The 17,297-nt window shown below is 66.1% G+C and carries 16 protein-coding genes; 1 reads left to right on the top strand and 15 read right to left on the bottom strand.

Annotated elements, in window-relative coordinates; genetic code table 11:
* Nucleotides 1-44 precede the first annotated feature (44 nt).
* From CFB24_RS07550 to CFB24_RS07510, 9 genes are all read right to left on the bottom strand, one after another.
* Nucleotides 45-1,463, bottom strand: coding sequence for a coniferyl aldehyde dehydrogenase (locus CFB24_RS07550; protein ID WP_088519953.1), 1,419 nt, complete (start codon nt 1,461-1,463; stop codon nt 45-47).
* A 64-nt stretch (nt 1,464-1,527) separates the two neighbouring features.
* Nucleotides 1,528-1,827, bottom strand: coding sequence for a ferredoxin family protein (locus CFB24_RS07545; protein ID WP_088519952.1), 300 nt, complete (start codon nt 1,825-1,827; stop codon nt 1,528-1,530).
* 104 nt (nt 1,828-1,931) lie between these two features.
* Complete coding sequence (locus CFB24_RS07540; RefSeq protein WP_088519951.1) at nt 1,932-3,239, bottom strand: FAD-dependent oxidoreductase; 1,308 nt, start codon at nt 3,237-3,239, stop codon at nt 1,932-1,934.
* A gap of 13 nt (nt 3,240-3,252) precedes the next feature.
* The gene (locus CFB24_RS07535) at nt 3,253-4,362 is read right to left on the bottom strand and encodes an electron transfer flavoprotein subunit alpha/FixB family protein (protein WP_088519950.1); all 1,110 of its coding nucleotides are present in this window, start codon (nt 4,360-4,362) and stop codon (nt 3,253-3,255) included.
* Between the two features lie 117 nt (nt 4,363-4,479).
* The gene (locus CFB24_RS07530) at nt 4,480-5,331 is read right to left on the bottom strand and encodes an electron transfer flavoprotein subunit beta/FixA family protein (RefSeq protein WP_088519949.1); all 852 of its coding nucleotides are present in this window, start codon (nt 5,329-5,331) and stop codon (nt 4,480-4,482) included.
* Between the two features lie 387 nt (nt 5,332-5,718).
* Nucleotides 5,719-6,471: a 4Fe4S-binding leucine-rich repeat protein gene (locus CFB24_RS07525; protein WP_088519948.1), complete on the bottom strand. Its 753-nt coding sequence runs from the start codon at nt 6,469-6,471 to the stop codon at nt 5,719-5,721.
* A gap of 156 nt (nt 6,472-6,627) precedes the next feature.
* Entirely contained in the window at nt 6,628-8,436 is a 1,809-nt protein-coding gene (gene nifA / locus CFB24_RS07520; protein WP_088519947.1) for a nif-specific transcriptional activator NifA, read from the bottom strand.
* A gap of 246 nt (nt 8,437-8,682) precedes the next feature.
* Nucleotides 8,683-9,549: a ModD protein gene (gene modD, locus CFB24_RS07515; protein ID WP_088519946.1), complete on the bottom strand. Its 867-nt coding sequence runs from the start codon at nt 9,547-9,549 to the stop codon at nt 8,683-8,685.
* Between the two features lie 7 nt (nt 9,550-9,556).
* A complete protein-coding gene (locus CFB24_RS07510) occupies nt 9,557-10,384 on the bottom strand; it encodes a xanthine dehydrogenase (protein ID WP_088519945.1) in 828 nt (275 codons plus the stop codon).
* A gap of 248 nt (nt 10,385-10,632) precedes the next feature.
* On the opposite strand from CFB24_RS07510, the gene CFB24_RS07505 reads away from it, so the two are divergent.
* Nucleotides 10,633-12,492, top strand: coding sequence for a sensor histidine kinase (locus tag CFB24_RS07505; RefSeq protein WP_141098384.1), 1,860 nt, complete (start codon nt 10,633-10,635; stop codon nt 12,490-12,492).
* A gap of 283 nt (nt 12,493-12,775) precedes the next feature.
* Here CFB24_RS07505 and hmuQ read toward each other — a convergent pair whose 3' ends face one another.
* The 6 genes from hmuQ to sufD form a co-directional block, all read right to left on the bottom strand.
* Nucleotides 12,776-13,096: a heme-degrading protein HmuQ gene (hmuQ, locus tag CFB24_RS07500; RefSeq protein WP_088519943.1), complete on the bottom strand. Its 321-nt coding sequence runs from the start codon at nt 13,094-13,096 to the stop codon at nt 12,776-12,778.
* A 12-nt stretch (nt 13,097-13,108) separates the two neighbouring features.
* Nucleotides 13,109-13,861: a hypothetical protein gene (locus CFB24_RS07495; RefSeq protein WP_088519942.1), complete on the bottom strand. Its 753-nt coding sequence runs from the start codon at nt 13,859-13,861 to the stop codon at nt 13,109-13,111.
* Between the two features lie 98 nt (nt 13,862-13,959).
* Nucleotides 13,960-14,388: a Rieske (2Fe-2S) protein gene (locus tag CFB24_RS07490; protein WP_088519941.1), complete on the bottom strand. Its 429-nt coding sequence runs from the start codon at nt 14,386-14,388 to the stop codon at nt 13,960-13,962.
* Nucleotides 14,389-14,426: 38 nt separating this feature from the next.
* Complete coding sequence (locus CFB24_RS07485) at nt 14,427-14,783, bottom strand: iron-sulfur cluster assembly protein (RefSeq protein ID WP_088519940.1); 357 nt, start codon at nt 14,781-14,783, stop codon at nt 14,427-14,429.
* On the bottom strand, nt 14,780-16,027 hold the full coding sequence (locus CFB24_RS07480) for a SufS family cysteine desulfurase (RefSeq protein ID WP_088520129.1): 1,248 nt from the start codon (nt 16,025-16,027) through the stop codon (nt 14,780-14,782). Before CFB24_RS07480 ends, CFB24_RS07485 begins: the two co-directional genes overlap by 4 nt.
* Nucleotides 16,017-17,291 carry a Fe-S cluster assembly protein SufD gene (gene sufD, locus CFB24_RS07475; protein WP_088519939.1) on the bottom strand — a complete coding sequence of 425 codons (1,275 nt, stop codon included), beginning with the start codon at nt 17,289-17,291 and terminating at the stop codon, nt 16,017-16,019. Before sufD ends, CFB24_RS07480 begins: the two co-directional genes overlap by 11 nt.
* Between the last annotated feature and the right edge of the window lie 6 nt (nt 17,292-17,297).

The following is a 17,297-nucleotide window of genomic DNA, read 5'->3' as shown; positions in this document are numbered from 1 at the left end:
CAAGGCGCTTGATTCTGACTGGCTAGTCGATTCAGCCGGGGCGATCAACCCCGCAGCATGAATCGCAGTAGCATTTCAGTTACTTTGCCATAGGGCGGGCGCAACAGGATACGGCTGTTGAGGCGGCTTTGCAGCAAGACCGGTTTTGCATGCGAGAAAGCGCGGAAGCCGGCCTCGCCGTGATAGGCGCCCATGCCGGAAGGGCCGACGCCGCCGAACGGCAGGTTTTCGGCGATGAAATGGCTGATGGTCTCGTTGACGGTGACGCCGCCGGCCCGGGTCCGAGCCAGCAGCTTGCGCAAATTGAGGTCTTCCGGCCCGAAATAATACAGCGCCAGCGGCCGGGGGCGGGCGTTGATGAAATCGAGCGCGGCGTCAAAGCTCTGGTAGTCGAGCACGGGCAGGATCGGGCCGAAAACCTCCTCCTGCATCGACCGCAGATGGTCGCCGGGATTGAGGATCAGCGTCGGCGCCAGCTTGCGGCTGGTCGGGGGCGGCTGTTCCCGTGCGGGGTCGATGACGACAATCTCGGCGCCGCCCTGCCGGGCGTCCTCGATCAGGCCGGCGAGACGCGCATAATGGGCGTCGCTGACGATCGAGGTGTAGTCGGGATTGGCGAGCAGGGACGGGTAGAGCGCCGTCGCCGCCTCGGTGAAATGGCGTACGAAGTCCTGGGTTTTTCCGGCGGGCAGCAGCACGTAATCCGGGGCGATGCAGGTCTGGCCGGCGTTCAGCAGCTTGCCGATGGCGATGCGCGCGGCGGCTTGCGTGAGATCGGCGTCCGGTGCGATCACGCAGGGCGACTTGCCGCCCAGCTCCAGCGTGACCGGCGTGAGATTTTGCGCCGTGGCGGCCAGAACCTTGCGTCCGACCTCGGTCGAGCCGGTGAACAGCAGATGGTCGAACGGCAGTTCGCAAAAGGCGGCGCCGATGTCCGCGCCGCCGAGGACGACGGCGACCTCCTCCTCCGGGAACAGACCGCCGAGCATCTCCGCCAGCGTCTCCGCTGTGCGCGGCGTGAGTTCGGACGGTTTGATCATCGCGCGGTTTCCCGCCGCCAGGGCCGCGACCAGCGGCGCCAGCGCCAGATTGATCGGGTAATTCCAGGGACTGACGATGCCGACGACGCCGAGCGGCTGCGGCAGCAATCTGGCGCGGCTGGGCGCCAGCTCAAGTCCCGGCCAGACGCGCTGCGGCCGCATCCAGCGCCAGAGATGGAAACGGGCGTGGCGGGCGGCGGCGATGACCGGGAAAATGTCGGCCATCAGCGTTTCATGCCGCGACCGCTGGCCGAAATCGGCGGAGACGGCCTGGACGAGTTGGTCGGCGCACGCTTTGACCGCGTGGGCCAGCCTTTTCAGATTATCCCGCCGCTGCGTAAAGCTAGGCGGGCCGTCCCGAAGGAAAGCCCGCTGTTGCAGCGCTAGCCGGGACGCCAGCGACTCCGCTGTTTCGACCGCCATGAGTCCACGTCCTCCCGCCCAGGAGGCAGATTATCTCAAGCGAATCGACGCGTCGAAATCCGTATCAGCCGAACTTGAACAGGATGCCGTAGCCGCCGCGCGGATAGTTCCAGCTGATTTCGCCCGACGGCTCGCACAAGACGCGGCAGGTGCCGCATTCCAGGCAGCCGTCCGCCGCGATCTCGACCTGTCCGGTCTCCGCTTCGCTGTAGCAACCGGCCGGGCACAGATGCGTCATGGCCAGCAGGTTCTTCGACGGCTTTTCATGCGGCGCGATCTTGATATGCGGCTGGCCCGCATCGACCAGATAGCGGTTCTGGTAGAGTTTTTCTTCGACCTTCTGGAATTGCGCCTCAATGCCCATGTGAGACTCCTCCGACCCGGTTGGGCGGGGCTGTCGGATTTCTCCCTAGCCGCCGCCGAATAAAGGGAATTACGCAAGTTCGGCGCCAGCAGGCGCCGGACCGATCACCGCCAGGCGCGAGCGAAGCGCACGGCGTCGCCGAGCAGGCCGAGGGCGCCGCGCGCCTTGCGGAAGCTCGAGAACGTGTGCTTTTCCTTCTCGATCTTCGGCGTGCCGTCGACCCGGACGAAATTCTCCATCGCCTTGGTGACAAGCTGCGGATAGGTGAGGAACAGGTTGGAGGCCTGCGTGTGCAGCAGGTCCGGCATGTCCTTGTACTTCTTCAGATCCTTGATGACGAAGGACTCGTCGAGCATCTGCTTGTACAGCGCCAGATTGTCGGCGGTGAACGGGTCGCGGCGCGACTTGATCTGGAAGATCGCCTCGCCGGCGATGCGGCCCGAGGTCATGGCGAGGTTGGAGCCCTCGCGATGCACGGCGTTGTTGAGCTGGGCGGCGTCGCCGCAGATCACATAGCCATTGCCGAACAGTTTGGGGATGGCCTTGTAGCCGCCCTCCGGGATCAGATGCGCGGCATATTCCTTGACCTCGGAGCCGGCGATCAGCGGCGCCACCGACGGGTGCTTCTTGAACAGTTCGAGCAGATGCGCCGGCGATGTCTGGTTTTCGGCGAAATCCGACACCAGGCAGCCCAGGCCGACCGAAACGCTCTCCTTGTTGGTGTAGACGAAGCCCATGCCGGCCATTCCCTTGGAAATGGTTCCGGCGGCTTCGATCACCACGCCTTCGTCGCCCTTGATGTTGAAGCGCTGCTCGATCACCTCGGCCGGCAGGAAGTGCATTTCCTTCACCGCCAGCGCCACCTGCGACGGTTGCGGCCGCGGCCGCAGTTCGGAGCGGGTGCCGAGCAGGCCGTTCACGCCTTCCGCCAGCACCACGACATCCGCGTGGATCGGGCCGCCGGAACGGTCGGTGCGCACGCCGATCACCTTGCCGTAGGGATCCTGGATCAGCTCCACCGCCGTGGTCTCGCACAGCAGCAGCACGCCTTTTGCCTGGCCCTGCTTGGCGAACCAGCGGTCGAACTGCGAGCGGATGATGGTGTAGCGGTTGCCCTTTTCCTCGTTAAAATCGTCGTTGCGATAGTGCATGCCCGTATGCGCGTTGTCGGACATGAACCAGAAGCGCTGTTCGATCAGACGACGCTCCAGCGGGGCCTCGTTGCGGAACTCGGGGATGATCTTCTCGACCATGTCCGCGTAGAGAATGCCGCCCTGCACGTTCTTGGAGCCGGGGTATTCGCCGCGCTCCAGTTGCAACACCTTCAGGCCGCGCGAGGCCATGGTGTAGGCCGCCGCGTTGCCGGCCATGCCGGCGCCGATCACGATGGCGTCAAACTTTTCCTGGATCATCGTGCTCTCCTGATCAGCCGGCCATCCGGTCGCGCGTATGGGGGGACAGGCGCTTGCGGAAGGCTTCGGTGAGCGCCGGAAGGAACCGGACCGCGTCGGTGACGATGCCGAGATGGGCGAAATCGTAAATCGGCGCGTTCTTGTCGGTGTTGATGGCCACGATCAAATCGGCGCCCTCGACGCCGACGCGATGCTGGATCGCGCCGGAAATGCCGGCGGCGATGTAGAGTTTCGGACGGATGGTCTTGCCGGTCTGGCCGATCTGGCGATCCGAGGGAACCCAGCCCTTCTGCACCAGCGGGCGCGAACAGCCGTATTCGGCGCCGAGCACGGCGGCGAGATTCTTCACCAGCTGGAAGTTTTCCGGGCCTTGCAGACCCATGCCGCCGGCCACCACCACATCGGCGAAGGCCAGATTCGTCTTGTTGGAATCGCGGTCCGGGATGAACGACAGGATTTTCGTGATGATGTCCTGTTCGTGCAGATCGACGGCGAAAGGCACGATGCGGCCCTCGCGGCCTTCCTTGCGCTCCGGCATCGGCATGGCGCGCGGACGCGCCGTGGCCATTTGCGGGCGGAAGTTCAGCGTATAGATGGTGCAGAGCAGCGAGCCGCCAAAAGTCGGGCGCGTCGCGGCCAGCGACTTGTCGTCATCGACGTTCAGTTCGGTGCAGTCGGCTGTCAGGCCGGTCAGCAGCGTGGTGGCGACGGAGCCGGCGAGGTCGCGGCCGAGCGTGGTGGCGCCGAGCAGCAGGATTTCCGGCTTGTGCGCCTCGACCACCGCGGTCAGCGCCTTGGAATAGGGCTCGTTGCGATAGTCGGCGAGAACGGGATTCTCGATGGTGTAGCAGAGGTCCGCCCCGTAAGCGAAAGACTCCTGGCAGGCGTGGAGAATGTCTGGTCCCGGCGCGCCCATCACCACGCCGGCCAACTCGACGCCGAGCTTGTCGGCGAGCTTGCGGCCCTGGCCCAGCAGTTCGAACGAGACGGGGTGCACCACCCCGCGCTCCATTTCGATGAACACCCAGACGTGCTTGTGGTTGCGGAATCTTTCCGGCAACTCCTTTTTCATGGAAGCGCGGCCGGCGCCGGCGGCGGGGGCTGCGGGTTTCGCGTCGCTCATGGTCAGCTCCTAAATCTTGCGGCTCAAGGCAACGTGCGAAAAAGGGATGGCCGGTTTTTCGCGCCAACGTTGCGTTCAACTAGGGACTCTGGACGGGATCGCGGCATGCGATCCTATTCAGAAGCCGGAGGCGAGTTTGATCAGATCGTCCTCGATCTTCGGGGACTTGGCGAGAACGGCCTCGATCAGCGCTTCGGCGGAGGCGGCCGGCGTGGCGCCCACTTCGACCAGCGCGGCCTTTTCGGCGCGCGGCGAGGGGGCGAACACCTTCTTCACCACAGTCGGGGAGCCGCGCAGGCCGCACATGGTGACGTCCTCGATGCCGGCTTCCTTCGCATTCCAGCTGACGATCTCGGCGCGGGCCGCGCGAAGCGCGTCGTCGATGCGGCCGCGCCGCACCGTGTTGGAGCCTTCCAGCATGGTGATCATGGCCGGCAGGTTGGTCTTGAGCACCTGCACGCCGCCTTCGGAGCGGCGCTCCAGCGTGACCGTGCCGTCTTCGCCGTTCACCTCGTTGATGGCGGAGACATAAGTGATCTGTTCGAGGCTGAGGCGCTTGGCGACGCCGGGGCCGACCTGGGCGGTGTCGCCGTCGATGGTCTGCTTGCCGCAGAACACGATGTCGATCTTGCCGAAGGTTTCGCCGATCTTCTTCAGCGCCGCCGACAGCGCGAAGGAGGTGGCCAGCGTGTCGGAGCCGGCGAAGAAACGGTCGGTAAGCAGCACGGCGCGGTCGGCGCCGATGGTCAGCGCCTTGCGCAGGGAATCGCTGGCCATGGGCGGACCCATGGTGAGGACGGTGACCTCGCCGCCGACCTTGTCGCGCCAGCGCAGGGCCTCTTCCAGCGAGAACAGGTCGTAGGGATTGATGATCGTCGGCACGCCCTGCCGCATGATCGTGTTGGTGACCGGATGGACGCGGATCTGCGCCGAGTCCGGCACCTGTTTGATACAGACGACAAAATGCATATTCGCCTCCGGCGGATCGGCCCGTGAGCACGACGGGACCAAGCTTCGCGCAATAGTTCGCGGCCTTCATCGCAAGCTCCGTACCAACCGGCGGAAATTTCGGAATCCTTGGGAAATGGGCTGAAACAGCCGGTCTCGATCTTCGCCGCGCGAACGAGAGGCAACCAGGCTGTCACACTTGCGACAGGCGTGTTGGGCAAGCTCCGGGCGTGGCGGACGAAGCGGACGGCGCGCATGCTGGCGATGGCGACGACCGTTGCGGCCCGTCCTGTCGGCGACGAAACGCAAGGCCGCGCCCCCGGCGACAGTCGCGTCGAGGACGTCACGCATCCATTCGGATTGACGCAAGGCGCGCGGGTGGAGGCGAGGGGCGCTCAGCGCGAGCGTTCACGCCTCGTCGCGCCGCTCCCGTGCGCGCCGCGCCACTTCCTCGTCGGGGTCGTTGACGAGGCGGATCGCCACCTCGCGCGGGGCGCGGTCGGCCACCACGTAGCGCAGGCGCAGGTCGGGATCCTTCGCCAGCATGGCCAGCGAATCCGGAGCGGCGCGTTCGGCGGCGGCGCGGCGCACCAGCGCGTCGTCGTCCTTCAGCAGCGGATAAAGCCGATTGACGGGAATGCGCGCGGCGACCTCGCGGCGCACAGCCGGCGAGGAATCGTCCAGCAGCATGGGCAACAGCGTCGGGTCGAGACGGCGCGCCACGGCGAGGCGGACTGGCTCCTCGTCATCGCCGGCCAGCGCGACGAGATCCGCGCCTTCCAGCCGAAGCGCGCAGGCTTGCCGGACCGCGCTGCTCTTGTCGTTGCGCATGTCGCGGACGCGGGCCAGCGGCAGCTTGAGCGCCGCCACGGCGCGGACCTCCGCCTCCGGGTCCTTCATCAGCCGGGCGACCTGGAACGGGTTGGCGTATTTGGCCGCCAGCGCCCGCACCTCGAAATAGAGATGGTCGATATAGTCTCCGGCGTATTCCGGGTTCTTGGCGAAGAAATTGTCGATGCGCCGCGTCCGCTTGTCGCGCACGCAAATGCGGCCGAGCACGCAGCGCCCGCCCTCGCGCAATTTCTGGTGCAGGCAATCCTGACAGGAAAATTTTTGCCCGGTCCAATCTTCGGCGGCTTCGCCATCGTCGGTCAAAGTCATCGAAACCTCATTCGAGCCAAGACTCAAGCAAGGCGCGCGCCAGCGGCCCCCTTTTCCCGCGCGGGACCGCAGTCCGTGAGGACTCCGGCCCCGCGACGATCTATGTGGGAAGGGGAAATGGCGCCGTCACGTACGAACTTCGCCAAAAATGTACGTTTAGAACTTTTTGATGTCGATATTCTGCTTGCGCAGCGCGTAACCGATCTGGCGCGGGGTCAGGCCTAGCAGGCGGGCCGCCTTGGCCTGCACCCAGCCGGTCTTTTCCAGCGCCTCGATCAGCCGTTCGCGCTCGCTTTTTCCCGGATGGACCACCGGGCAATGGTCGGGCGAGGGGCAGTCGATGGGCAGGCCGCGTTCGGCCGCCTCGGCCGCATGGTCGGCGCAGGGGCCGGACAGGACCGGCTCCAGAGGCGGTTCGGGCGCGGGCGGTTCGGGCGCGGGCCGGTGCGGCTCGACCGGCGGCCGGAACGGTTCCGCCGGTTTGGCGGTGATCGGCGGCAGGGTCGGCTGGGGCGTCGGCTGGGCGTGCAGTCCCGTCAGGGCGTTATGCCCCTTCCACAGCGTCGCCGACAGACAGCAGCCCTGGGCGCAGGCGAGATCGGCCTCGATGATTTCCGCCCCGCCGGCGAGCGTCGCGGTGCGCCGCACGCAATTTTCCAGCTCGCGCACATTGCCTGGGAAGGCGCAATGTGACAGGCGCTCGAGCGCGGGGGACGAAAAGCTTTTCTCCAGACCGTTTTCGCGGGTGAATTGTTCGAGGAACCGCTTGGCCAGCAGTTTGATGTCGCCGGGGCGTTCGCGCAGCGGCGGGATCAGCAGCGTCACGACATTGATGCGGTAATAAAGGTCGGCGCGGAAATCGCCGCGCGCCACCGCCTCCTCGAGGTTGCGGTTGGTGGCGCAGACGATGCGCACGTCCACTTTCAGCGTCTTGGCGCCGCCCACCCGTTCAAACTCGCCCTCCTGCAGCACGCGCAAAAGCTTGGCCTGGAACGAGGCGGAGATTTCGCCGATCTCGTCGAGGAACAGCGTGCCGCCGTCGGCGAGTTCGAACCGGCCGGCGCGTTGGCCGACCGCGCCGGTGAACGAGCCTTTTTCGTGGCCGAACAATTCGGATTCGATCACGCTTTCCGGCAGCGCCGCGCAATTGACCTTGACGAACGGCCCTTTGGCACGCGGCGAATTTTCATGCACCGCTCGCGCGAACAGCTCCTTGCCGGCGCCGGTTTCGCCGCGCAGCAGCACGGTGGCGTTGGAGCGCGCCGCCACTTCGATCTTTTGCAGCAGCGTCTTGATCCCCGGGCTTTCGCCGACGATGAAGTCGAATTTGCCGCGCGGCGTCGCAGCGGGTTTGGAGCCGCCGACCTCGACCAGCGCCTTTTCGAGGCGATGCTGCTCCTTGATCAGTCGGTCGCGGTCCCGGGCGATCAGCGCGTGCATCCGCATGGCCTGGCCGATCAGATTGGCCACCATGGTGAGCAGGCGCACGTCGTCTTCCAGCCGGAAGTCGAGCTTGTTATTCCATTCGCGATCGACCGTCAGCGTGCCCTTGGCCACGCCGTCCACCTTGATCGGCACGCCGAGGAAGCTGACCTTGGTCATGGGCGGCAGCAGGTGGCGATAGGCGGTGCCGGTGAAATACTGGTGGGAGGAAATATCCTCGATCACCAGCGGCACGCCGGTGGCGACGATATGGTCGATCACCTTTTGCGGCAGCAGGGTTTTCGCGCCGCCGCCCTTGGCGGAGGCGTCGGACGAAGCGGTGATTTCCGGCTCGCCGTCCTCGTCGAGCGCGAGGATGAAGCCGCGCCGCATCTGCATGAACGAGGCGAGCACCGCGATCACCGCGCCGAGCGTGCGGTCGAGCGACTGCGCGCCGGTCAGGATTTTCGAAATCTCATAGACGCCGGCGAGGGCGACGTCCTTATAAGCCGGTTCGAAGACTACTTTTTCAGCTGAACCCATGGTTCGGCTCCCGATGACAGGTCAGGCCCATATCACCGTCTTCTGGTCCCAAAGGACGTCGGGCGCATGGACGGAAGGCGTCACATCCACGGCCTTTCAAGGTTCGCCCAGAGGGTTTCCCCACAGGTTTCCCAGGGACGTCCGACATGCGACAACGATACGCTCAGGCGGTGACGTGGGAAACGCCAAAAAACAGGCGCCTTGCCCTCTCCGCGCCCAAATTTGTCGCATATTGTACAAACAGGGCTAAAGCTTGGGCGTGGAAGCCTGACAATCCACGACAAAGCTGACTGCCACATCCTTGGGCGCCGCGGAATATGGCGCCGATGTGACAAGGATGTCGGCTCCGGCTTCGGCATAGGCGCGCGCATTGTCGCGTTTGACGCCGCCCGCCGCGGCGAGCAACGGCCGGCCATGCAGGCCGCGCAGCGCCCCGGCCAGCCGCGCGATTTCGGCGGGCGAAAATTTTTCGGCCTGGATCAGATGGAAACCGGCGCGGGCGGCGGCGAGCGCCTGGTCATGGCTTTTCACCTCGATCGCCAGTTTCTTCTCCGGCGATTGGCGCCGCAGTTTTGTCGCGATCTCTTCAAGCGACGCGCCGGGCAGGAAGGCCAAATGTTCGGGAAACACCAGGATGGTTTCCGACAAACCGAGCCGATGCATCACCGCGCCGCCGCTTTCGACGGCGGCCGCCGCGAATTTCTTGGTCCCCGGGGTGTTCTTGCGGGTGCCGGCGACGCAAATGTCGGGCGACGCGGCGCGGGCCTCCTCGACAATGTCGCGCGTGGCGCTGGCGACGCCCGACCAGATTTCAATCAGGGTCTGCGCCACCTTCCAGCCGCGCAACAGGGCGGGGGCCGGACCTTGCGCCGACAGGATCGGCGCGCCCGCCGCCAGCGCGTCGCCGCTCCGGGCGGAAAGCGCGACTTTGGCGCCGGCGAGCTCCAGCAGGCGCGCGGCCGCCTCCACCAAGGCCGGAACCATCGCGCCGCGTGCGGAAAAATCCATGCGGCCGGCGGCGCCGGCGAGTCCGAGCTGGTCGGTGGTGAGGTCGCCAAAGGGGACATCGTCCGCCAGCAGGCGTTCAAGCTCGGAATCGAAAAAGCAAATCATGGCGGCGTCATTTCAGCGGGTGGCGTTTCACCGTGCCTTTTATCGCGGTCAGCGCGGACTTGGCCAGGAGTTTGGCGCTGGGGTCGACGCCGCGGGTCGTGGCGGTCCCGTCGGCGATTTCGGCCAGCGGCGAGCCTTCCGGCAGCGCCAGCCCGTCGCGGGCGAGGCCAACCAGCGCGCCGTCGCGGCGCGCGCGCACCGAGGACGCGCCGATCCTGCCGATCAGATCGCCGCTGCGCACGGCCGCGCCGATCTCCAGCGGGGTATGCCAGGCCCCGCGCGCCGGCGCGAAGGCGAAGGCGGGATCGTCGACCGCCACCACGCGTTCGCACGGGCGCCGGGCGCGGCAATCGTCGAGCGCGAAGCAATGGGTGGGCGCGGCCTTGAACGCCAGGTCGCAATTCTCGCCAATGGCGAAATGGTCGCCCAGCCCGACCGACAGGCCGACATAGCGGCGGTAATCGGGGGTGGCGCTCGACGGCTTGAGCCGGGCGTCGATCAGCACCTGGATGCGGCGCAGCGCCAGCAGGTCGCTCAATTGCAGCGGCGTCACCGCGACGCAGGCGGGCTCGGCGGCGATATTGGCGAGTTGCACGGCGTCTTCGGCGCGGCGGGCCCGCACGCCGTCGAGTTCGCAGGGGTCGTCGTAAAGGGCGTCGTCGAAGGCCATGCCGCGGCGCAGCACCGGCGGGCAGGGCTCGTGGCTGAGAATGACGTGGTAGCCGTTCTTGCGCAAGGTCACGGCGAGCGCCGAGGCGAATTCATTGGTTCCCAGGATCACCGCGACGTCGGCGTCCACGGCGGAAACGAAATAAGAAAAGGAAGTCGCGTTCATGGCCGCTCCTTGAAACCCACCCGCGACGTCCGGCTTCGTTCTGTCCGGGTGCTTGGCCCATGCATGGGCCGCGCCATTCGCCCGAATGGACGGCGGGCGGAATCCCCGGCGAAAACGTCGGGTTTGCCTCGTAAAATGTCGTGATTTTGACGCTCCGGTCGCGTTTGGCGGCGTGACGTTGGCTCCCTCTTTTGCTGACGACGATTTCCCGCTACAAAGAGGCTGAAAAAGCGGAGCGCGCGAGGCGCATGAAGGAACCGGGTCGGGACAGCGCGGAATTCGCGCGACGCGCCGCCGAAGCTCAATGTCGTCGCGGCTTTGAGGCGCTCCCGGCTCATGTCGCCGTGCTCGATGAAACCGGCGCCATCATGCTCGTCAACCGCGCCTGGACCGATTTCGCCAGGGATAATGGCGCGGGCTCGCGCGCGTTCGGCGTCGCCGTCGGCGTCAATTATCTCGACGTCTGCCGCCGCGCCTCGGGCGCCGACGCCACGGCCCGGCAGGCGCTGGTGGGGCTGGAGGCGGTGCTTTGCGGCGCCGTCGCTCATTTCGAGATGGAATATCCGTGCGACGCGCCGAACGAGCGGCGTTGGTTCCTGATGACCGCCGATGCGCTTGACCCCCAGTTGCCCATGGGCGCCATCGTGTCGCATCTGGATATTTCCGGGCGCAAGCTGGCGGAACTGGCGCTGGCGGAAAGCGAGCAGCGTTATCGCGCTGTGTTCGACGGCGCGGCGGTCGGCATGGCGGAACTGGCCGCGGACGGCCGCTGGCAGCGCGCCAACGCCGCGCTGCTGCGCATCGTCGGGCGTTCGGCCGAGGAACTGCTGGCGAACGCGCCCCTTGGCGCCCTGACGCATCCGGACGACATCGACGCCGCCTCGGCCTGCCTGGAGATGTTGCGCGCCGGCGTTGTCGATCGCTGCACGATGGAGACGCGGCTGGTTCGGTCGGACGGCGTGGCGGTGTGGACGGAAACCGCGCTGTCATGCCTGCGCGCCGACGATGGCGCGCTCGCCGGCCTGATCGCCGTGATCGCCGACATTTCCGACCGCAAGCGCGCGGAGGAGCGGCAATGGGCGATGATGCGGGAACTGGAGCATCGCGGCAAGAACCTGCTGGCGGTGGTTCAATCCATCGCGCAGCGCAGCCTCGCCGACGGGCGCTCGCTGGCGGAGGCGCGCGCGGCGTTTCTCGGGCGGCTGCAGGCGCTCGCCGCCACTTACGGAGCCCTGATCGACGAGGGCTTCGGCGGGGCGCGGCTGGACCGGTTGGTGAACACGGCCTTGGCGGCTTTTCCGCACGCCGAGGTCGAGGGGCCGTCGTTCGTGCTCACCGTCAAGGCGGCCCAGACGTTTGGGCTGATCGTGCACGAACTGACCACCAACGCCGCCAAATTCGGCGCGCTGTCGCGCCCGGACGGCGCCCTGCGCGTGACATGGGACGTTAGGAAGACGGCGGAGGGCGCCAAATTCGCGTTCGACTGGCGCGAACGCTATGAGTCCCCCGCGCCGCCCGGCGAAACGGGCTTCGGCGCGACCATCCTTTCGCGCATCGCCGCCGCCGAATTCGCCTGTGAGCCGGAATTGGTCCATGCGCCCGACGGCTTTCATTACCGGTTCGAGGCGCCTCTCGACCGCCTCGGCGGGCTGGTCCCGGTCGCGCCGCTGCGCCGCGCGCTGGCGAGCGAGGCGCTCGGCGCCTTTTACGACCAGTGGGCGCGGCTGCGCGGCCCGCGTGGCGAATTGCCGCAATTGTCGCAGTTCGACTGGAGCCGGTTTGTCGCCGTGGGCGCGCTGACGCTGGCGTCGGTCCAGCCGAAGGGGGGCTTGAGTCTTGCGCAGATCGGCCGCGCCGCGCCGCCGGAATTGCAGGGGGAGGATCCCACGGCGTTCCGCTGTTGCGCCGAGGACGCGGCGCCGCGTCACGATCGGCTGCGCTTCGATTTCGGCGACGGCGCCCCGCTCGGAGCCGAACGGCTGCTGCTGCCGTTCAGCGCGACGGGCGCCGCGGCGACGCATGTGCTTGGCCTGTCGATTCTTGGCCTATCGATTCTTGGCGGCGGCGATCGCCTGCCAGAGTCTGAGCGTGGGGGATCGCGGCGGTAAGGCCGCGCGGGCGCGCAATCTCCTGGTCGAGCACGCGGCGCTGGTCGCGCTGAACCTGGCCGAAACCGACCAACGCGACGCCGCCGTGCGCGACGGCGATCTCGCGGGCGCATGGTCTGGCCCCTCGCCGAAATCCCGCGCGCCTGCGGCGTTTTCTTCGCGCCGCGGACCGGTATCCGCAGCGGACTCGAACGGGGTCCGTCCGCCCAGGCGCGCCGCTGCTCGCCAAGCCGCTGCGGCTTGGCGAACTCACGCCGCCGCTGCGGCCGGCGCCGCCGCCGCTCTAGACTTTTTTCGTTTCGGAGACGGCGACGAAGCCCTCGAAGCGCGGCGGTCCGAGATAAAGCCCCTGCGTCTTCGGCGCGCCGGAATGGGCGCGGCGGAACGCCTCGGATTTGGTCCAGGCCTCAAAAGCCTGTTCGCTTTCCCAGATCGTGTGCGAGACGAAGGTGGTCGCCTCCTCATCGGAGGCGCCGCGCAACAGGTGGAACACGACAAAGCCGGGCATGTCCGGGAGGTCGCTCTGGCGGTTGCGCCAGACCTCCTCGAATTCGGCCTCGCGTCCCAGGGCGACGCGGAAACGGTTCATGGCGATGAAGGTCATGGCGGCTCCCGATCAGGCGCGGCGGGCGAGCGAGCGCAGAAACCCCGCCGCTTCGTCCGACAAATCCTGCTCGATCGCGGGCGCCATTTTCAACAGCATGTTGGCGACGAAAGCCTCGTCGTTGCGGGACTCGGCCAGCGCCTCGCGCAGGATGGGGACATTATCCTCGATATGGGCGAGAAAGGCGACGCCTTTTTCCAGCGTCTCCGTCCATTTGGCGCGCGTCCACAACGCCAGCGCATAGAGGATTTCCTGGGCGAAATTGGAGCCGCGCGCCTTTTCGAGAAAGCGCAGGCCGGCGCTCCAGTTTTCCTTGGCGCGCATCGGCGGCGGCGGCGGCGGGCCGTCGAGCAGCTTTTGCGCGGCCTGGCCGACATGGTCTTCCAGGCTGACGGCCTCGGCGATGTCGCCATCGAAACTCCAGAACGCCGGGGCGCCCGGAAAGTCGACGCCGAATTTTTCCAGCAGGCTCGACTTGACCTTTTCCAGCGCGGCGCGGTCGCCCTTGAGCGCCGCCGTCATGGCGAAGGCGGACAGCGCGTCGTTCGCCACCGCGCTGACGCCGCCGCTCTTCAATTGCTGCGGCGTGAGCTTGGGCGTGACGCCATCGGCGGACGTCGTCGCTTCGCCGGCGCGCTGCGCCGAGACGAAGGCGGTGATCTCCAGCCACGGCTCGAAATGGGCGAGGAACAGGTCGGGGTCCGCGAAGACCACGCCCATGTTGATCGCCTTCTTGCGCTTCACCAATTCGGTCGTGTCGAGCATATCGGGGCTCCTGCTGGGTGTGGAGGCGGGCGGACGAGCGCGCGTCATCGTTCGGGCCTTGCGGCCCGGTGCCATGCGTTTGTGCGATTTGGCGAAACTCAGTCGCTGGTGATCATCACGCCCGGTCCCTCGTCCTCGAGGTCCAGGCCGTCTTCCTCGAAAAGTTCGACGCCGGCGATGCAGACGTCGCCGTCATCGACGACGATCTGGATCGTCTTTAAATTCTGGCCCTGACAGGGGCCTGAGAAGCAGGCGCCGCTGTCAAGGTCGAATTGCGCGCCATGGTGGCGGCAGACGATGAAATTGCCGGCCTCGTCCATGAAGTCTTCCAGGCCGGCGTCCAGCTGCTTGCCTTGGTGCGGGCAGGAATTTTCAAAGCCGTAGTAGTTTCTGCCCTTGCGTGAAATCACGATCGGCCAGGGTTCGCCGACCTTTTGCCCGTCCTTTTCAACGGCTTTTTGCAGGACAAAGCCCCGCGCGGAATGGTCCTCGATCTCGAATGTGCTGCAAACGGCGAACAATTCCATTCCTGCCTCCAATAAAGGGAGTCGCTTCGCGATCGAGGCTAGAGCATCCCTAATTCCAGCTTGGCCTCGTCGGACATGTTGGCGGGGCTCCACGGCGGGTCGAACACAAGGTTCATCTTGACCGCCTTGGCGCCCGGCGCGAGCAGCACCGCCCGCTCCACCCGCTTCAACAGTTCGCCCGCCACCGGGCACCCCGGCGCGGTGAGCGTCATGTCGATTTCGATCTGCTCGGGATTGGAGACGTCGAGCCGGTAGATCAGGCCGAGGTCATAGACGTTCACCGGAATTTCCGGGTCGAACACCGTGCGAATCCCGGCGATGGCGTCCTGTTCGAGATCGCCGGTCCATTCGGGAAGCGGAACGGCTTCGTCGCTGAAAACGGGCGTCTCATTCATGCGAACAGCTCCAGCACGCGGCGCAGGCTTTTGACGAAAATCTCGACTTCTTCGTGCGTGTTGTAGAGCGCGAAGGAGGCGCGGGCGCTCGCCGTGAGGCCGAGCTTGGTCATTAACGGCTGCGCGCAATGGGAACCCGCGCGAACCGCGACGCCGGCGCGGTCGAGAATGGTCGAGACGTCCTGCGGATGGGCGCCTTCCACGTCAAAGGTCACCAGCGCGCCCTTGTGCGGCGCGCGGCCAAAAATGCGGATCTTGCCGATCTTGTCGATTTCTTCCGTCGCATGGGCGAGCAGCGCGGCCTCATGCGCCGCCACCGCGCCGCGGTCGAGGCTCATCATGAAATCGAGCGCCACGCCGAGACCGATGGCCTCGACGATCGGCGGCGTGCCCGCCTCGAACCGATGCGGCGGGGCCGCGTAGGTCACCTTGTCCTTGTAAACGTCGGCGATCATCTCGCCGCCGCCCTGATACGGCTGCATCGACGCCAACAGGTCGTATTTGCCGTAGAGAAAGCCGATGCCGGTGGGGCCATAGAGCTTGTGGCCGGTGCAGACATAGAAATCGACGTCGAGCGCCTGCACGTCCACGATCTCGTGGACAGAGCCCTGACAGCCGTCGATCAGCACCTTGGCGCCGACGCCATGGGCGAGTTTTGCAATCTCCGCCACCGGGCTCAGCGTGCCCAGCACGTTGGACATATGGGTGATGGCGACGATTTTGGTTTTCGGCGTCAGCAGGGCGGCGAAACCGTCGAGGTCAAACGACCCGTCGTCCTTGACCGGCGCCCATTTCAGCACCGCGCCCTTGCGCTCGCGCAGAAAATTCCAGGGGACGATGTTGGAGTGATGCTCCATTTCCGAGACGATGATTTCATCGCCTTCGGAGATTTCCGCGCCCAGCGAGGAGGCGACCAGATTGATCGCCTCGGTGCCGCCCTTGGTGAACACGATTTCGTCTGATTTGGCGGCGTTGACGAAGGCGCGGCAGGTTTCGCGCGCCTGTTCGAAGGCGACGGTGGATTCGCCGGAAAGGAAATGCGCGCCGCGGTGAACGTTGGCGTAGATTTCCGAATAACCGCGCATCAGCGCGTCCAGCACCACCTGCGGCTTTTGCGCTGACGCACCGTTATCGAGATAAACCAGCGGTTTGCCATGCACCGTGCGCGAAAGGATCGGAAATTGCTCGCGGATGGCGCGCACGTCGAAATGCGGGATGTCCTTGAGGGCGAGATTACTCGACATGGGCGGCCTCGCCGGCATGGGTGGTGAGCCAGAAGCTCACGTTTTTCGCGACGGCCTCGCGTAAAATTTCGTTTTCGATCTTGTCCAACGCCTCGCCGAAGAAGGCTTCGATCAGCATCGCGCGCGCCTCGGCCTCGGGAATGCCGCGCGCCCGCAGGAAGAACAGCGCGTTGGCGTCCAGTTCGCCGGCGGTGGCCCCGTGGCTGCACTTCACGTCGTCGGCGAAAATTTCCAGCTCCGGTTTGGTGACGATTTCGGCCTTGTGCGACAGCAGCAGCGCCCGGCTCAACTGGCGCGCGTCGGTCTTCTGCGCGACCTGCCCGACCTTGATGCAGCCCTGGTAGACGCCACGCGCCGAACCGGCCAGCACCGAGCGGAACACCTGATTTGACGTCGCGTTGGGCGCGGCGTGCTCGATCACCGTGGTGTTGTCGCAATGGCGGCCGCCGGCCACCATCACGGCGCCGTCGAGTTCGGCATGGGCCTCCTCGCCGGCGAGTTTCAGCAGCGCTTCGTGGCGGGCGAACTGGCCGCCCTGCGAGAAATAGAAGGCGCGATAAGTGGCCTTGTCGGCGATTTCGCCGAGGGTGACCGCCGCCTGCCGCGCGCCGGCCAAAAACGATTCCTGGCGGATGTGAGTGAGTTTTGCGCCCTTGGCCAAAGTGAATTCGGTGACGACGGTCGAGAAGGTCGGCGCGCCGTCATGCGTTTCGTAAATCGTCGCCTCGGCGCCTTCTTCAAGCTGGATCAGCAGGCGAAGGTGACGGCCGTCCGAGCCTGCCCCAGTCCACAGGAAGCGCAGATGCAGCGGCAGGTCGAGTTTGGTCCCAGCGGGCACGCGCAGCGCGAGCCCTTCTTCGAGCAAGGCGGTGTTAAGATTGACGAGGGGATGACCGGCCTGCGGATAGACCTTGCCGATGATCGCGGCCAGCGGCGAGTCTTTTTCGCCCAAGGCCGTGCGCAAATTGACCGCGCCGATCTGGGCGTAGCTCGACGCGTTATCGTCGAGCGCGCCATCGACGAAGGCGGCGAGCGCCGCGCGCTGCAGCGAGGGCGGAACGACCGGCGTCGCATCCGCGACAGGGTCATCGCGCAAAGCCTTGGCGAGATCGGAATAGCGCCAGGCCTCGACGCGGCGGTTCGGAAGCCCCTCGCGCTTGAAGACTTCCGTGGCTTGGCCCTGCAACGCGCCGAGCCAGGGCGCGACGGCGCCGCGCCGTTGCTCCATGGCGCCAAGCAGGGATTCTGAGAGCGAATCGGTCATGGAAAC

The organism is Rhodoblastus acidophilus (assembly GCF_900187365.1).
GTDB lineage: Bacteria > Pseudomonadota > Alphaproteobacteria > Rhizobiales > Beijerinckiaceae > Rhodoblastus > Rhodoblastus acidophilus.
Note: the sequence above shows the minus strand (reverse complement) of the source record. Positions and strands in the feature narration are given on the sequence as shown.